The 17,693-nt window shown below is 57.0% G+C and carries 12 protein-coding genes; 7 read left to right on the forward strand and 5 right to left on the reverse strand.

Annotated features, from left to right (window positions below; genetic code table 11):
• Window positions 1–126: 126 nt before the first annotated feature.
• Window positions 127–2,502, forward strand: a complete 2,376-nt coding sequence (locus tag G5574_RS15975) for a beta-N-acetylhexosaminidase (protein WP_164482868.1) — start codon at window positions 127–129, stop codon at window positions 2,500–2,502.
• Window positions 2,503–2,721: 219 nt separating this feature from the next.
• Here G5574_RS15975 and galR read toward each other — a convergent pair whose 3' ends face one another.
• A complete protein-coding gene (galR, locus tag G5574_RS15980; RefSeq protein ID WP_039338882.1) occupies window positions 2,722–3,732 on the reverse strand; it encodes an HTH-type transcriptional regulator GalR in 1,011 nt (336 codons plus the stop codon).
• Between the two features lie 187 nt (window positions 3,733–3,919).
• Between galR and G5574_RS15985 the strand changes: the two genes are divergently transcribed.
• From G5574_RS15985 to G5574_RS16005, 5 genes are all read left to right on the forward strand, one after another.
• On the forward strand, window positions 3,920–6,193 hold the full coding sequence (locus G5574_RS15985; RefSeq protein ID WP_039339105.1) for a molybdopterin guanine dinucleotide-containing S/N-oxide reductase: 2,274 nt from the start codon (window positions 3,920–3,922) through the stop codon (window positions 6,191–6,193).
• Between the two features lie 274 nt (window positions 6,194–6,467).
• Complete coding sequence (locus G5574_RS15990; RefSeq protein WP_033739213.1) at window positions 6,468–8,207, forward strand: penicillin-binding transpeptidase domain-containing protein; 1,740 nt, start codon at window positions 6,468–6,470, stop codon at window positions 8,205–8,207.
• 334 nt (window positions 8,208–8,541) lie between these two features.
• Window positions 8,542–10,692, forward strand: a complete 2,151-nt coding sequence (gene aas, locus G5574_RS15995) for a bifunctional acyl-ACP--phospholipid O-acyltransferase/long-chain-fatty-acid--ACP ligase (RefSeq protein ID WP_164482869.1) — start codon at window positions 8,542–8,544, stop codon at window positions 10,690–10,692.
• Window positions 10,689–11,882, forward strand: coding sequence for a lysophospholipid transporter LplT (lplT, locus tag G5574_RS16000; protein WP_164482870.1), 1,194 nt, complete (start codon window positions 10,689–10,691; stop codon window positions 11,880–11,882). Before aas ends, lplT begins: the two co-directional genes overlap by 4 nt.
• A gap of 306 nt (window positions 11,883–12,188) precedes the next feature.
• Complete coding sequence (locus G5574_RS16005; RefSeq protein WP_164482871.1) at window positions 12,189–13,838, forward strand: methyl-accepting chemotaxis protein; 1,650 nt, start codon at window positions 12,189–12,191, stop codon at window positions 13,836–13,838.
• A 98-nt stretch (window positions 13,839–13,936) separates the two neighbouring features.
• Here G5574_RS16005 and ridA read toward each other — a convergent pair whose 3' ends face one another.
• The 4 genes from ridA to argF form a co-directional block, all read right to left on the reverse strand.
• Window positions 13,937–14,323, reverse strand: coding sequence for a 2-iminobutanoate/2-iminopropanoate deaminase (gene ridA / locus G5574_RS16010; protein WP_164483247.1), 387 nt, complete (start codon window positions 14,321–14,323; stop codon window positions 13,937–13,939).
• 82 nt (window positions 14,324–14,405) lie between these two features.
• Window positions 14,406–14,870 (reverse strand): aspartate carbamoyltransferase regulatory subunit, encoded by a 465-nt coding sequence (gene pyrI / locus G5574_RS16015; protein WP_006121791.1) that lies wholly within the window; start codon window positions 14,868–14,870, stop codon window positions 14,406–14,408.
• Window positions 14,871–14,880: 10 nt separating this feature from the next.
• Window positions 14,881–15,816 (reverse strand): aspartate carbamoyltransferase, encoded by a 936-nt coding sequence (gene pyrB / locus G5574_RS16020; protein WP_006121792.1) that lies wholly within the window; start codon window positions 15,814–15,816, stop codon window positions 14,881–14,883.
• Window positions 15,817–16,058: 242 nt separating this feature from the next.
• Window positions 16,059–17,066: an ornithine carbamoyltransferase gene (gene argF, locus G5574_RS16025; protein WP_006121794.1), complete on the reverse strand. Its 1,008-nt coding sequence runs from the start codon at window positions 17,064–17,066 to the stop codon at window positions 16,059–16,061.
• A 163-nt stretch (window positions 17,067–17,229) separates the two neighbouring features.
• On the opposite strand from argF, the gene rraB reads away from it, so the two are divergent.
• The gene (gene rraB, locus G5574_RS16030) at window positions 17,230–17,652 is read left to right on the forward strand and encodes a ribonuclease E inhibitor RraB (protein ID WP_006121795.1); all 423 of its coding nucleotides are present in this window, start codon (window positions 17,230–17,232) and stop codon (window positions 17,650–17,652) included.
• The last annotated feature ends 41 nt before the right edge of the window (window positions 17,653–17,693 follow it).

The raw sequence follows: 17,693 nt of genomic DNA on the forward strand, positions 1-17,693 counted from the left end.
AATCAGCACGACAAAAAAATCGCCCCGGGGTCGCCTTTTCGGACGGACTGATTTGATCAGCCACGCAAAATGACATTACTCTGGTGACCGACCTTTTTTGCCATCGACTTGCAGGGTACCGTGCCAATGTCGCTACGCCGAAATGTGCTTATCTGTTGTTGTGCTTTGTCCTTTTCTGCCGTAGCGGACACGTTGCCGTTAATGCCATGGCCACAGCAGGTAGAGCAACCTGCCAACGCAGGCTGGCTGACGTTGACGCCACAGCTCACCTTGCGCATCGAGGGGGACAGGTTACCCGGTGCCGAAACGCGCTGGTTGTCACGCATTGCCCGACAAACCGGCTGGCCTTTACTGCCCATCGATCAGGCCGTGACCCCGCCTACGATTCGCGTGCAGATTGCAACGGTCACCGATCCCATTCCGCAGCCAGACAGCGATGAAAGCTACCAGCTTAACGTCAACAGTGATGGCGTTCTGCTACGGGCCACTACCCGTTTTGGCGCGATGCGCGGCATGGAAACACTGCTGCAACTGATTGAAAACACGCCCGAAGGCACCCGCATTCCCTGGGTGACGATCCAGGATAAACCGCGCTTTGCGTGGCGCGGCATCCTGATCGACAGTGCCCGTCATTTCATGCCGATCAGAACGATTAAGCGGCAGATTGATGGCATTGCGGCGGCACGGATGAACGTGCTGCACTGGCATCTGACGGACGATCAGGGCTGGCGTTTCGCCTCCAGCCGCTATCCTCAGCTACAACAAAACGCCAGCGACGGCCTTTTCTATACCCAGGAAGAGATGCGCGACGTGGTGCAGTATGCGGCGGAACGTGGCGTGCGCGTAGTGCCGGAACTCGATTTTCCCGGACATGCCTCTGCGCTGGCAGTGGCGATGCCGGAACTGATCAGCGCCCCCGGTCCTTATCGGATGGAGCGCGGCTGGGGCGTCTTTAAGCCGCTGCTGGATCCCAGTAATGAGCAGGTTTACCAGGTCATTGATGCGCTAATCGGGGAGGTCGCCGCCATTTTTCCCGATCCGTATGTGCATATTGGCGGCGATGAGGTCGATCCCAGCCAGTGGCAGGCATCATCCCGCATTCAGCAATTTATGCACGATCGTGGTCTTGCCGACAGTCACGCGCTTCAGGCGTACTTTAATCAGCGCCTTGAAAAAATTCTCGAAAAACATCAACGACACATGGTGGGCTGGGATGAGATCGCCCATCCGGATCTGCCCCACAGCATCCTGATCCAGTCCTGGCAGGGCCAGGATGCGCTGGGTACCGTCGCCAAAAATGGCTATCGCGGCATTCTCTCCACCGGTTTCTATCTGGATCAGCCGCAACCGGCCAGCTATCACTATCGCAATGAAATCTATCCCCAGGGGCTTGAGGGCAAAGATGTCATTCAGCCGGGTGACCAGGCGCAGAGCTGGTCGTTCTCTATGCCGCGGTTAAAAGGCAGTCCGGTGACGGGCAGCTTTACGCTGATTAAAGGTCGTGACGGCTGGCGCGGGTTTATTGATTTCGCGGGTAAGTCGCGCCGTCTGGTGAAAGGGATTGCGTGGCTGGCACCCGATCGTCTGACGTTCGAGGTCGATACGTGGATGGGACCGTTCCAGCCCGTGGTGACGCTGACCGGTAACCAGCTCAGCGGGTATATGCGGGTGGGGAACGTACGCTATGCCACCGAAGGCCGACGCTTTGATGCCGTGCCAGCCGGTATTCAGCCGGTGCTGCCCGATGCGCGGCAGAAGCAGCAAAACCTGCTGGGCGGCGAGGCCGCGCTGTGGGCTGAAAACGTCAACAGCACGATCATTGATACCAAACTCTGGCCGCGCGCTTTTGTGGTGGCCGAACGGTTATGGTCAGCGCAGAACGTGACCGATCCAGACAGCATGTATCAACGGCTGGCGGCGATGGATCGCTGGACAACGATCTCCGTCGGCCTGCAACAGCACGATCAGACGGAACGACAGATGATGCGGCTGGCCAACAGTACCCATATCGAGCCGCTGCGCGTGCTGGCCCAGGCGCTGGAACCGGCACAGTACTATACGCGTCAGCATCTCAAGTTTCAGGCCGGGCATTACAACTACTTTGAACCGCTGAATCGCCTGGCGGACGTCTTACCGGCTGAAAGTGATACCGTCCGGGCGCTGGATAAGCAGGTTGCCCTGCTGATTGAAGACCGGACCGATCCTGCCGCCGCGACGGCGATTCGTGCACAGTTACAACGCTGGCACGAAAATTATTCGCAGGTTCAGCCGCTACTGAATGCCACCCAGCCGCTCCATGCGCTGGCGGGCAGCGCCAGGCAGGTTGATGCACTGAGCGTGATGGGCATGGCGATGGTGGATGCCTATGTACGTAACCAGGCCTTTGGGGCGGGCGAGGTGGCGCAGATGCAGGCGAAGCTGGATGCAGCGGCACAGGTGCAGGATGAGACGGTCATTGCACTCGTACGGCCGCTTGAACGCCTCCTCCATGCTTTCAAATAAGCTGGCGACCTGCGCGCAGCAGGCGCATTGTCTGCGGTTCGCCATCACGGTCACTGACAACAGTAAGTTCCCGGGGATGACTCATCTTGCCGCCTTCCTGCAGCGCGAAGGCCTTGGTTTATTTCGCAGAACAGGCAGAGAGAAAAGATGCAAAAAATGGTGGGTATCATCCTGCACCATCAACGCATGCCGCGCCAAAGGTCGCGGCAAGGCAGGAACTCAGGACGAGGTGGCCGGGCCGCTGACCGAGTGGCGGCGGACTAACGTCGGGCTGAACATATTGGTCACTTCAGGAACGGGCTGGTGGTGAGCCAGCGCCAGCGCCAGTTCGGCGGCTTGCTGCGCCATAGTGACGATGGGATAACGCACCGTCGTCAGGCGCGGGCGAACGTAGCGGGAAACCAGCACGTCATCAAAACCGATCAGGGACATTGCTTCGGGAACCTGTACGCCATTATCGCTTAAGACCGCCAGCGCCCCGGCGGCCATGGAGTCGTTATAGCAGGCTACGGCGGTAAAGTTTCTGCCGCGTCCCAGTAATTCCGTCATCGCCTGCTCGCCGCCGACTTCATCCGGTTCGCCCCAGGCGACCAGCCTGTCATTGCAGGGCAGGCCGTGCTCTTCCAGGGCATCGTAATAGCCCTGCAGGCGGTCTTCCGCATCCGAAATGGTGTGAGTGGAACAGATAAACGCGATATTTTGATGGCCCAGTTGAATCAGATGGCGCGTGGCCAGCCAGGCACCGTAGCGGTCATCAAGCGCAATACAGCGTTGTTCAAACCCCTTTAGCAGGCGATTCACTAATACCATGCCGGGCATCTGCTTCATCAACACTTCCAGCTCGCTGTCGGGGATTTTCTTGGCGTGAACCACCAGCGCCGCGCAGCGATGACGCATCAGTTGTTCGATAGCCTGACGCTCTTTTTGCTCATTATGGTAACCGTTACCAATCAGCAAAAAGTTGCCTGTCTGGCCTGCCACTTCATCTACCGCTTTCACCATCGCGCCAAAGAACGGGTCGGATACATCGCCCACCACCAGCCCCAGGGTTTCGGTTGACTGCTGTGCCAGCGCCCGTGCATTGGCGTTTGGATGGTACTGGAGCGATTCCATGGCCTGATTCACTGCCTGGCGCGAACTGTCACTGGCCTTAGGCGAATTGTTGATCACGCGGGAAACCGTGGCGACAGAAACACCCGCCAGCCGGGCAACATCCTTAATGGTAGCCATGGGTTTACCTGATTTTGGGGAAACGTTTACACATCGCTCCAGTGTTACGGAAAAGCGCACGTACATCAAGCCAACAGAATGCCAGTGCGGTCGCAAACAGGGCAAAATCAGACGATGGGTGATGCCTTCTGCTACGGTCACAGCCCATGGTATGCTGCTTATCCCAACACCTGCCGAAGCGATGACCATGAAAATAAAAGTGCCACATCTGGCGCACTGGGGCGCCTTTACCGCGGTAAGCGAAAACGACCGTCTCATCGGTTGCGAACCTTTTTTTGCCGACGCCGATCCGTCGCCCATGCTCAACACCATTCCTGAACTGGTCTACTCGGATAAACGCATCCGCCAGCCTATGGTGCGGCGTTCGTGGTTAACCTCCCGCGAGAACAGCGATCGCACCTTGCGTGGACGCGAAGATTTTGTCGCCGTTGACTGGGATACGGCGCTGGATCTGGTGGCTGAGGAAAATCGCCGCATTCGTGAACGCTACGGTGCCTCCGGCATTTTTAATGGCTCTTACGGCTGGTCATCGGCAGGGCGCGTCAACCATGCGCGCACGCTGGTACGGCGTTTCTATTTTCAGGGCGGCGGCGGGGTCGATCAGCAAGGCAACTACAGCTGGGGCGCAGCGCAGTTTTTCCTCCCTTATGTTATGGGCACCTACATGCCGCTCACCGGGCGCGTCACCGACTGGCCGCAGGTGGTGGAACACGCCGAGATTTTTGTCGCCTTTGGCGGACTGGCGCTAAAAAATGCCCAGGTGGCTTCCGGCGGCGCAGGTCAGCACAGCCTGAAACCGGCGCTGGAACAGCTGGCCGCGAAAGGCACGCCCGTCATCAACATCAGCCCCATGCGCGACGACTGCCCTGAATTTGTTCGCGCGGACTGGATCCCGATCCGGCCGAATACCGATGTGGCGCTGATGCTGGCGCTCGGTTATGAAATTTATCAGCGCGGTGCGACCGACGAGGATTTCCTTGCCCGTCACTGCACCGGCTGGCCGCAGCTGCGTGCTTATCTGCTGGGCGAAAGCGATGGCATCGCCAAAACGGCGGGTTGGGCGAGCCGGATCACCGCGGTCCCGGCGGAGCGCATTGTGCAACTGGCGCAGCAGTTGATCGGCAAACGCAGTTTTATCACCTGCTCCTACTCTGTCCAGCGTGCTCATCGTGGCGAACAGCCCTACTGGATGATGATCGCGCTGTCCTCCATGCTCGGACAGCCAGGCCTGCCGGGCGCGGGCTTCTCATTTGGTCACGGCTCCATGAACAGCGTGGGCAATCCGCGCCAGGAAGGGCCCGCGCCGATGATGAGTACCGGACCCAATCCGTCGGGCCTCTCTATTCCCGTGGCGCGCATCAGTGACATGTTGCTTAACCCCGGCCAGCCTTATAGCTTCCAGGGCGAAACCCTGCACTACCCGGACATTCACATGGTGCACTGGGCGGGCGGCAACCCGTTCCACCATCATCAGCAGTTGAACCGGCTGGTGGAAGGCTGGCAAAAGCCGGATACCGTCGTGGTGCAGGATATCGTCTGGACACCGGCTGCACAGATGGCCGATATCGTACTGCCGGCAACCACCACGCTGGAGCGCAATGATATCGGCGGCTCGTCGCGCGATCGCTTTGTGCTGGCGATGCATCAGGCGATTAAACCCCAGCATCAGGCACGTAACGACTTTGATATCTTTGCGGATCTGGCCGAGCGACTGGGCTATCGGGATACCTTCACGGAAGGGCGCAACGAGATGCAGTGGATCGCGCATCTTTACCAACAATGCGCCGTCGCCCATGGTCGTCGCGGCATTGCTTTCCCCGAATTTGAGGCGTTCTGGCAGCGCGGCTTCGTTGAAATCCCCGAAGGCGGTAAACCCTACGTCTTTATGGCGGACTTCCGCGCCGATCCCCTCGCGCATCCGATCCAGACCGCCAGCGGCAAAATTGAGCTGTTCTGCCAGACCATTGCGGATTATCAGCTGGAGGATATGGCCGGTCACCCGGAATGGCGTGAGCCGCGGGAATGGCTGGGAGCGCCGGCAAGTCAGGACTATCCACTGCATATGATCTCCATTCAGCCCTCGGATCGCTTGCACAGTCAGCTGGATGCCACTGCCACCGTGCAGGGCAATAAAACCGCCGGCCATGAAACGCTGTACATGCATCCTGAGGATGCGAACGCGCGCGGCATTGTCGATGGTGACGAGATTGAAGTCAGCAATGCGCGCGGCAGGATTCTGGCTGGGGTGCGTTTAACCGACGGCCTGAAGCAGGGCGTGGTGATCATCTCTACCGGTGCCTGGTTTGATCCCGGCTTTGGCAACGCCTGGCAGCCGTTTGATCGGGCGGGCAATCCGAATGTCTTAACGCTGGATATCGGCACCTCGTCACTGACCCAGGGGCCGAACGCCATGAGTTGCCTCGTGGACATCAAAAAACATGTCGTTTGCACAAATACGTAAGGATCACACGGCTGGTTACATTTTGCAGGTAACTGTTGCGTTTCTGTCGTGGCAGAACGGGATCGCCGCTTGCTACAGTCAGGATCCCAGAGGTATTGATGGGTGAACATCAACTGATTTTTTTGATTACACCAACCTGCGTAGATACGCAGGTTTTTTTTGCCCCGAGGAAAACGATCAATAACGAACTGATACACAGTTTTCCTGTGTTTTCACCCGCGCTTTGATTATAACTGCTGGATTGACCTCTTTTTTTTAAGCGCAGCGGATTGCTATGCCCCGGATAAAAAAATTACTGGGTAAAGACCAGATAAAAGCCCCGTTTAACCCGTTTCGTTTTCGCCTGATTTGTCTGGGCGTATTTGCCTGCATGGTCGTTTTGCTGGCGCGCGTGGCCGATTTGCAGTTCCTGAATCAGCCGATGCTGGAGCATGAGGCGGATCAGCGTTCCCTGCGTACCGTGACGCTGCCCACCAGCCGGGGCACCTTACTGGATCGCAATGGTGAGGCACTGGCACTCAGCGTGCCCTCGCGTGACGTGATCGCCGATCCGCAGCGCGTACTGGAAAGTAACCCCGACTTTACCAGCGCCAAATGGGCCTATCTGGCGGCGGCGCTGGGCATGCGGCCCGAAGAGGTCGCGTCACAGATCACCGCCAATCCTAAACGTCGTTTTCTCTATCTGGGACGTAAAGTGGAGCTGGGGATCGCCAAAGACATCAAAGATCTCAAGCTGAAGGGCATCAGTGAGGTCTATGACGACAGCCGCTTCTATCCGATGAGTGAAGCCTCGGCACCGCTTATCGGCATCGTCGGTGCTGACAATACCGGACTGAATGGCCTGGAAAAAGGCTTCGATAAAGTGCTGCAGGGTCAGCCGGGCAAAGAAGTGTATCGCCAGGATGCGGCCGGCAATATCATTTCGATGATTAGCTATCAGCCGCCGACGCAGCCGCCGACGGTACAGCTCAGCATTGATAAATTCAGCCAGTACACGCTGTACAGCAAACTGCGTGACGGCGTGCTGCTCAACAAGGCCGACTCCGGTGCGGCGGTGCTGGTCAAAATTGATACCGGCGAGATTCTGGCGATGGCCTCTTATCCGTCGTTCAACCCCAACAACTATCAGGGTGCCACACCGGCACAGATGCGCAATACCGCCATCAACGACAGTTATGAACCGGGTTCGACAGTGAAACCGCTGGTAGTGATGGAAGGGCTGGAGCGCCACCTGGTGCGACCGGATTCTGTACTGGATACCACGCCTTATCGCGTGAACGGCCACCTGATCCGTGACGTCGGGCACTGGCCGCGTCTGACGATGACCGGCATCCTGCAAAAATCGAGCGATATCGGCGTCTCGCATATTGCCCTGGCAATGCCTGCGGAAGCCCTGGTGAACACCTACTATGCCTTTGGCCTCGGTAAACCCACCGGACTGGGCTTAACCGGCGAAAGCGTCGGCTACTTCCCGCTGCACCGCACGCGCTGGGCCGATATCGAACGCGCGACCTTCTCCTTCGGCTATGGTTTACGCGTGACGCCGCTACAGATTGCCCGGGAATATGCCACGCTGGGTTCCTATGGGGTTTATCGTCCGCTGTCGATCACCAAGGTCACGCCACCCGTGCTGGGCAAGCAGGTGGCCAATCCTGAAACGGTGAAAGAAGTGGTGCACATGCTGGAAAGTGACGTCTTACCGGGCGGGACCGGGGTGAAGGCGGCGGTACCCGGCTATCGTCTGGCTACCAAAACCGGGACAGCGGAGAAAATGGGCAGCAGCGGTAAATATGACGGCGGCTATGTGAACTACACCGCTGGTATTGCTCCCGCCAGCCATCCTGAAGTGGCGCTGGTCGTCATGATTAACCACCCGACCGCTGGCGATCACTTTGGTGGCTCCGTGGCCGCGCCGGTATTCGGCAACATCATGGGGCCGGTGCTGAAGCACATGAATATCGCCCCCGATGCTATCTACAGTAAGCCTGTGGATAACGGTTCAGATAAATCCTAATCAAATCAAACTGTAAGCGAGGTGTGGATGTTTTTACACCTCGTTTCATTTCGGCGAATTCATTTTCTTTTTTCACCTGTCTCTGACCGACTAAAGGGTGAGAGGATAGAAATCCCAGAGGTATTGATGGGTGTGAAAACGGGCACTGCTCCGGCAAGGCCAGTCGTTATTACACCGACCCACGCAGATGCGTGGGTTTTTTTTGCCTGAAATCTGGCCTGGTCTTGTCATGATCTGCATCAGCTTTCTCCCGCGCATCCGCCAATAATCAGTTGTCGATTACCGCTAAATCCTGCATCGTGAGTGGCTGTTTTCACCATGCTAAGGAGCCGGCATGTTATTCACTTTTTTCCGTCTGCTTTTTCGCCTGCTGTGGCGGGTTGAACTGCGGGGCGATACCGCTGAGCTGCGTAAGCAGAAAGTGTTGATTACGCCCAACCACACCTCATTCCTGGATGGCGCGCTACTGGCGCTGTTTCTGCCCGTTAAGCCAGTATTTGCAATCTACTCGTCTATTAGCGAACACTGGTTTTTACGCCTGATAAAACCCTATGCGGATTTTGTGCCGCTCGATCCTATGAAGCCGATGGCGCTGAAGCAGCTGGTGCGGCTCATCGACAGCGGCCGCCCGGTGGTTATTTTCCCCGAAGGCCGCATTACCGTGACCGGATCGCTGATGAAGATTTACAGCGGCGCGGGCTTTGTTGCAGCAAAATCTGGCGCGACCGTGGTGCCGATGCGCATTGAAGGGGCAGAATTTACGCCGTTCGGTCGCCTGGCGGGCGTTTTCAAGCGTCGCCTGTTTCCCCGTATTACCCTGAGCATTTTACCCGGCACCCACATTCCGATGCCCGAGGCGAAGCGCGCCCGCGACCGTCGCGTGCTGGCCGGTGAGCACCTGCACCATATTATGATGGAAGCACGCATGGCGGTGCGACCCAGGGAAACCCTGTATGAGGCTTTTCTGAGTGCCCGTCAGCGCTATGGCGCGTTTAAGCGGTGCATCGAAGACGTGAATTTCAAACCCGACAGCTATACCGGCCTGCTGAAAAAAGCGCTGGGCGTTGGACGCATTCTGGAACGGTACAGCCAGCCTGGTGATTACGTCGGGTTGCTGCTGCCCAACGCCACGGTCACGGCAGCGGCGATCCTGGGCGCATCATTACGTGGGCGCGTGCCCGCCATGCTGAACTACTCTGCGGGCGTAACGGGCCTTCGTGCGGCGCTGACTGCGTCACAGGTAAAGACCGTGTTCACGTCGCGGCAGTTCCTGGATAAAGGCAACCTGTGGCATCTGCCGCAGGCGCTGACCGAGGTGCGGTGGATCTATCTGGAAGATCTGAAAGATACCGTCACGTTGCAGGATAAGCTCTGGATAATGGCGCATTTGCTGGCGCCGCGTCAGGCGCAGGTGACGCAACAGCCGGAAGATGCCGCGATGGTGCTGTTTACCTCTGGCTCCGAAGGGCATCCGAAAGGCGTGGTGCATTCTCATAAAAGCCTGCTGGCGAACGTTGAGCAGATTCGCACGGTGGCCGACTTTACGCCACGCGATCGCTTTATGTCAGCGTTGCCGCTGTTCCATGCCTTCGGCTTGACTGTGGGGCTGTTTACGCCGCTGATGACCGGGGCGCAGGTCTTTCTGTATCCCAGTCCGCTGCACTACCGCGTGGTGCCTGAGTTGGTGTACGACCGCAACTGTACCGTGCTGTTTGGCACTTCAACCTTCCTGGGGAATTACGCCCGTTTTGCGCAACCTTATGACTTTGCCCGTCTGCGCTATGTGGTCGCGGGGGCAGAAAAACTGCAGGAGAACACGCGCCAGCTGTACATGGAAAAATACGGCATCCGGATTCTGGAAGGCTATGGCGTCACCGAATGCGCGCCTGTTGTCGCCATCAACGTGCCCATGGCCGCCAAAGCGCACACGGTAGGTCGTATTCTGCCGGGAATGGATTCGCGCCTGATGTCCGTGCCGGGCATTGAACAGGGCGGGCGGCTGCAACTGCGTGGTCCAAATATCATGAAAGGCTATCTGCGGGTGGAGAATCCCGGCGTACTGGAAACCCCGGCTGCGGACAACGGGGAAGGGCAGATGGAAGCGGGCTGGTACGATACCGGCGATATCGTCAGCTTTGATGACGGCGGATTCTGCCAGATCCAGGGCCGGGCGAAGCGCTTTGCCAAAATTGCCGGGGAAATGGTCTCGCTGGAAGTGGTCGAGCAGATCGCCCTGAGCGCGTCGCCGGAGAAACAGCACGCGGCCTCGCTGCGGCCCGACGGTAATCGGGGTGAAGCATTAGTGCTGTTTACTACCGACAGCGCCTTAGCGCGTGAGGATCTGCAAAAGGCGGCCCGGTCGCTGGGTGCCGCGGATCTGGCCGTACCGCGCGATATCCGTGTGGTCAAACAGCTGCCGCTGCTGGGCAGTGGCAAACCTGACTATGTCACCCTGAAGAAAATGGCGGAAGAGGACCAGGCATGATCCCAGAACGTGATGCGCCGTTACTGTCGCGCGGCATGATAGCGGTAATCGTGGCGCAGTTTTTCTCCGCGTTCGGCGATAACGCTCTGCTGTTTGCCACGCTGGCGTTGCTGAAAAACCAGTTCTATCCCGACTGGAGCCAGCCGGTACTGCAGATGCTGTTTGTTGCCACTTATATTCTGCTTGCGCCCTTTGTCGGCCAGATGGCAGACAGCATCGCCAAAGGCCGGGCCATGATGTTTGCCAACAGCCTGAAGTTGCTCGGTGCGATGGTGATCTGCTTCGGTTTTAATCCTTTCCTGGGTTACACCCTGGTGGGAATCGGGGCTGCCGCGTACTCCCCGGCGAAGTACGGCATTCTGGTTGAAATTGCGCATGGCGAAAAGCTGGTTAAAGCCAACGGGCTGATGGAAGCCTCCACCATTGCGGCTATTCTGCTGGGCTCGGTGGCGGGCGGCATTCTGTCGGACTGGAATCTGGTTGCCGCACTGGCCGCCTGTGCTCTGACCTATGCGGTGGCGGTGGTGGCGAACCTGTTTATTCCCAGACTGCGCGCCGCGCGTCCGGGGCAGAGCTGGAATGTGGCGGCCATGCTGGGCCGTTTTCTCTGCGCGACGCGCCTGCTGTGGAACAATGCCGAAACCCGATTTTCTCTGCTCGGTACCAGTCTGTTTTGGGGCGCAGGTGTAACGCTGCGTTTTCTGCTGGTGCTGTGGGTACCCGTGGCGCTGGGCATCAGCGATAACAAAACGCCGACCATGCTGAATGCTATGGTCGCGGTAGGAATTGTGGTGGGCGCGGCACTGGCGGCAAAGCTGGTGACACTGGAAACCGTGCGCCGCTGTATGCCCGCGGGCGTTCTGATCGGCGTGATGGTGGTGATTTTCGCCCTGCAACATACCTTGCTGAATGCTTACCTGCTGCTGATGATCATCGGCGTACTGGGCGGTTTCTTTGTTGTACCCCTCAACGCGCTGCTTCAGGAACGCGGTCAACAGAGCGTCGGCGCGGGCAATGCGATTGCAGTGCAGAACCTGATTGAAAACACCGCCATGCTCATCATGTTGGGGCTGTATACGCTGGCCATTCGCGCCGGTGCGCCCGCCGTGGCGACCGGCATTGGCTTTGGCGCCTTGTTCGCGCTGGCGATTACCCTCCTGTGGCTGTGGCGTCCGTCCTCCCGCGCCTGATGCAACAACCGCGGGGCGCGCTGTCCCCGCGGTTCCGCTTTTCTCCTTTATGCTGGACCCGAGGGTATTACGCCTTTTTTTGATGTATCACCAAAAATTTACTATTCAAAAAATATAGTTTGTTTTGTTATTGTTTTTATCCGGTCTTTTATTTAATTTCGATAAGTTTTTGCAATGAATAATTAATTTAAACTTGAAATCGAATTCAGGTTTAAAAAAATTGAAATAAATTTTTATTTATTATTGCCGATTAATTTCTGGCTTCCTTCGGGAATAGGCTCGGAGGAAAGAAAGGAGCTCGGTTTAATGAATATGACGCAAAGACTTTCTCTGGCTTTTTCGCTTTTAGCAGGTTCGTTGATTATTCTGGGGATCGTAACACTTTCACTTCTTGCCGGTTTTCAGGCGCGATTTGAATATGTGCAGGTAAACACGATTGATTCGCTCAAGGTATTAAACCGGCTGGTGGATGAAAGTAATCGCCTCTCTGTGGCGTTATATCGTCATCAGACAGAGGATGAGAGCGGCAAGCTGGCCAGTCTCGAAGCGGTTATTCAAAAACGCATTGAGGACATTTCGACGCTGACGAAATATTATTTCGATAACGACATTACCAACGACGACGATCGGGTGATGACAGAAAAGTCATTCCGGCTAATCGATGCCGTTAAACAAAATCTTCCGGCATTTCTCACGGCTTCCCGGGCACATCAGAATGAACGCAGCCTGGCACTGTTAAGTGATGATGAAGGCATTGGCGGTGCCATCACCCAGCTAAAAAACAGTTACCGCGATCAGTTTGAATTTAACAGCAAAATGGGTGAAGCGTTACGCCGGCAAAACCAACATATTTATCGGCTGACCAAATGGGGCATGGCCGCCGGTATTGCCCTGGCGATTACTGGCCTGGGGATGCTGACGATACTGACCATCATGCGCGTCCGCCGCAGCCTGAATGCCATGGGTGGGCTGATGGAACGCGCCAGCAATACACTTGATCTTTCCCTGAAGGCCGATGACAGCCGCCGTGATGAAGTCGGTGTCATGGCGCGTTCTTATAATCGTCTTATGGAAAGTATTTCGTCCGCTATGCATGCGGTCAGCAGTGCCTCACAGTCCGTCAGCAGTGCGTCGGCACAGATTGCGGCAGGGAATGAGGATTTGTCTGCCCGTACAGAAGAGCAGGCTGCCTCGCTGGAGCAAACCGCTGCCAGCATGACGCAAATCAGCGAAACCGTCAGACAGACCGCCGACAACACGCGCCAGGCGAGCAATCTGGCTGAAAACACGCGCAACCTCTCCGAAACCAGCTCTGCGGCGCTCACTACCATGCTGGATACCATGACGTCGATCCGTGACAGCGCGGGCAAGGTGGGCGACATTATCACCCTGATTGAAGGCATTGCGTTTCAGACCAATATTCTGGCGCTGAACGCGGCGGTTGAAGCGGCGCGAGCCGGCGAACACGGGCGCGGCTTTGCGGTCGTGGCAGGGGAAGTGCGCAATTTGTCGCAGCGTTCCACCACCGCCGCCCGTGAAATCAAAACGCTGATTCAGTCGTCGAATGCATTGATTGAATCGGGAACGTCCCAGGCGGATAACGTGAATCAGAATATGGAGACGATGCGCGGTGCGGTCAGTCAGGTTACCGATCTGGTTAACGAAATCGCCGCTGCTGCCACAGAGCAGAGCCAGGGGATCGCGCAGGTGCATCAGGCGGTCAATCAGATGGACGACGTGACCCAGCAGAATGCGGCCCTGGTGGAAGAAGCCTCGGCCGCATCGCTCTCACTACAGGAGCAGGCCGACGGCCTGGCTGCGCTGGTGCGCAGGTTTACGCTCGCGGGCCAGCAGGCGGCTGATGTGACGCCTCAGCGCCAACCCACAGCCGTTGTTGCGCCCAAACCCGTGATGGCTCTGGCGACAGGCGGACAGGATAACTGGCAAAGCTTTTAAGGCTGATCACACCGTGAACGGTCGGCGGTAAGCAGGGCAAATTCCTGGCTTAATGGCAGACCGAAAGCCGCGTGCGCACCCGGTGCGCACGCGTTTTATCAGCGACGCAGTGCAATCGCTTCGATTTCAATCTTCACATCTTTTGGCAGACGGGCGACTTCCACGCACGAGCGCGCCGGGAAGTTTGCCTTGTGCTCAGTAAAGAACGCTTCGTAGGTGGCGTTTACGGTCGCAAAGTCATTCAGATCTTTCACGAACACGGTGGTTTTAACGATATTGCCTACCGTCAGTCCCGCCGCTTCCACGATTGCCTTCACGTTTTCCAGCGACTGACGTGCCTGCGCAGACACATCATCGGCGACCTCACCGGTGGCCGGGTTCACGGGAATCTGGCCCGAGGTGATGATCATGTTGCCGAGATCAACGCCCTGTACGTAAGGGCCAATGGCCGCAGGGGCTTTTTCCGTACTGATTTCACGAGACATCATTTCTCCTTAAAGTAAGGCCGGGGCAGCAACGATGCCGCCCGCAACAGAACGCGTTCCATTATAGGCGCGCCCGGGACGATTAAAAGTGGCCCAGCACGACATGGCGGGCGAACTCTTTCTCACAGTATTTGCACTTCAGGTGCACTTCATCGGCGCGGTGCTTAACGGCGAAGCTGGAGAACACCGGCTCGCTGCGGCTGATGCAGTTGCTGTTCGGGCAGGTAAGCACCCGATCGATGTGATCCGGCAGCGCCGGGGCGATCTTGGCCACCACTTCATAGTCGTCGATGCGATTGACCGTCGCATGCGGCGCATAGAACGCCAGCTGATTGATCTGATCGTCGGTCAGGTAGGTGTTTTCGATCTTGATCAGGTCCTTACGGCCCATTTCACCTGACGGCAGGTTCAGACCAATAGTGATGCGCTGGTCAGTTTCGGTCAGGCGAAACAGCGACAGGAGCTTAAAGCCCACCTGCGCCGGGATATGATCGATAACCGTGCCGTTTTTGATGGCTTCGACCTGCAGTTTGTTATCGTGGCTCATTGTTCACTCCTTACAGGGCGATGTCGCTGTTCAGTACCAGCGCCAGCAGGGCCTGGCGCGCATAAATACCGTTACCTGCCTGCTGGAAATACCAGGCGTACGGCGTGGTGTCCACGTCAGGGGTAATTTCATCAATACGGGGCAGCGGATGCAGCACTTTCATGTTATCGCGGGCTCCGGCCAGATCGGCTGCCCGTAAAATAAACTGGGCTTTGACGTTGGCATATTCTGAGGGATCGAGACGCTCTTTTTGCACGCGGGTCATATAGAGAATATCCAGCTCAGGCATCACCTCTTCAAAGCTGTCATGGCGCGACCAGGCAATATTCTGCTCGTCCAGCATATCGGTGATATAGGCAGGCATTGCCAGCGCATCCGGCGCGATAAAGAAGAAGCGGTTGCCGTCGAACTTGGCCAGCGCCTGGGTCAGCGAGTGAACGGTACGGCCATATTTGAGATCGCCCACCATGGCCACGTTCAGATTGCTGAGACGACCCTGGGTTTCGTGGAGAGTAAACAGGTCCAGCAGCGTTTGTGTCGGGTGCTGATTCGCGCCGTCGCCCGCGTTCAGAATGGGAATGCCGTTGGAGAACTCCGTGGCCAGTCGGGCTGCCCCTTCCTGCGGATGACGCATCACAATTGCGTCCACATAGGTACTGATGACGGAAATGGTATCCGCCAGGGTTTCCCCCTTCTTGCCCAGCGAGGTGTTACTGCCATCGGCAAAGCCGACGGCGGAGGCACCTAGGCGATGAATGGCGGTTTCAAACGACAGCCGGGTGCGGGTAGAGGCTTCAAAGAAGCAACTGGCGATCACGTTGTGTTTCAGCAGTTCCGGCTGAGGGTTGGCTTTGAGCCGGGCGGCGGTATGCAGCACCAGCTCCAGCTCGTCGCGGCTGAGATCGTTAATTGAAATGATGTGCTTGCGATATAGCGGGTTAGCCATAGCTCTCTCCTCTGCGCGGCCGGATTGCGGACAAAAAAAAGCCCCTTAGAAAGGGGCTTTTTTGAGATCGGTTCGATGACGGAAAGAAACAGCGGTGCCGCCTGCGGTCAGGCGAGATAGCGCGTCACATTGTCCACGATGCTGTTGCATGTTTCCTCCGGCAAATTGTGGCGCATTATACGCCATCGCGGGTTGGCATCAAGGAAAAATCGCGCGGCAGGTAACCGTTTGCGTCTGTCTGATTAGCGCTGTCCCAGCGTGGCGACCATTACCGCTTTGATGGTGTGCATCCGGTTTTCAGCCTGGTCAAACACGATGCTGTGTGCCGACTCAAAGACCTCATTGCTGACTTCCATGCCGTCTTTAAGGCCATACTGTTCTGCCATCTGGCGACCCAGCGTGGTCTGATCGTCATGGAAAGCCGGTAAGCAGTGCAGGAATTTCACCGCCGGGTTGCCGGTCAGCGCCAGCATCGCACGGTTCACCTGATAGTCGCGCAGCAGGGCAATCCGTTCTTCCCACACCGCTTTGGCTTCGCCCATGGAAACCCAGACGTCGGTATAGATAAAGTCGGCACCTTTTACGCCCTCGGCGATATCCGCCGTCAGGGTGATTTTACCGCCGGTCTTTTCGGCGACCTGACGGCATTCTGCGACCAGCCCGGCTTCCGGCCAGCAGCTTTGTGGCGCAACCATGCGCAGATCCAGCCCGACCAGCGCGGCGGCTTCCAGCATGCTGTTGCCCATGTTATTGCGGGCATCGCCAACGTATACCAGCGTCATCTTATTCAGCGGTGTAGCGGGCAGATGCTCCTGCATGGTCAGCAGGTCAGCCAGCAACTGGGTGGGGTGAAACTCGGTGGTCAGGCCGTTCCAGACCGGCACGCCCGCGTGCTCGGCCAACGTTTCCACCAGTGCCTGACCGTAACCCCGATACTGAATGCCATCATACATGCGGCCCAGCACGCGTGCGGTGTCTTTCATCGACTCTTTATGGCCGATCTGGCTGCCGCTCGGGCCAAGATACGTGACGTTAGCTCCCTGATCGTAGGCGGCAACTTCGAAAGAGCATCGGGTACGGGTCGAGTCTTTTTCGAAGATGAGCGCGATGTTTTTGCCTTTCAGGTATTGGGTTTCGCTGGCGGTTTTTTTGGCGTGTTTTAATTCGGCAGACAGGGCAAGCAGGTAATCGATCTCGGCCGGGGTAAAATCCAGCAGCCTGAGAAAATGACGGTGATACAACTGACTCATACAGCACTCCGGTACGGGTTTCGTAATGAATTAAAATTCAATTTAACCGTATGAATATGCATTTTCAACCCTGGCGAGAATAATCTTTTCTGTTTTGTGTAGTGGCGCGACAGGCAGTATGGGAAAATAATGACTTATTGCCGAACTCAGAGAGGATATCGCCATGGCATTTGAAGCATTGTTGGAAGAGCAGCGTGAAGAGACGCGGCTGATCATCGAAGAACTGTTAGAGGATGGCAGCGATCCCGATGCGCTCTATACCATTGAGCACCATCTCTCCTGTAATAACTTTGACTCGCTGGAAAAAGCGGCGGTGGACGCGTTTAAGCTGGGCTATGAAGTCACCGAGCCGGAAGAGCTGGAGCTGGAAGACGGCACCACCGTCATGTGCGTGGACATTCTCAGCGAAGGCGCGTTGAAAGCGGAGCTGATCGACGCGCAGGTAGAGCAGCTGGTGAATCTGGTGGCAAAATATAACGTCGACTACGACGGCTGGGGCACCTACTTTGAAGATCCGAATGCCCAGGATGACGATGAAGACGATGGCGATGTCATCGACGAAGACGATAACGGCATTCGCCACTAATCTGACGAGGGCGGAGTCTGCTCCGCCTTTTCTGTTTTCCG

The organism is Pantoea stewartii (assembly GCF_011044475.1).
GTDB lineage: Bacteria > Pseudomonadota > Gammaproteobacteria > Enterobacterales > Enterobacteriaceae > Pantoea > Pantoea stewartii.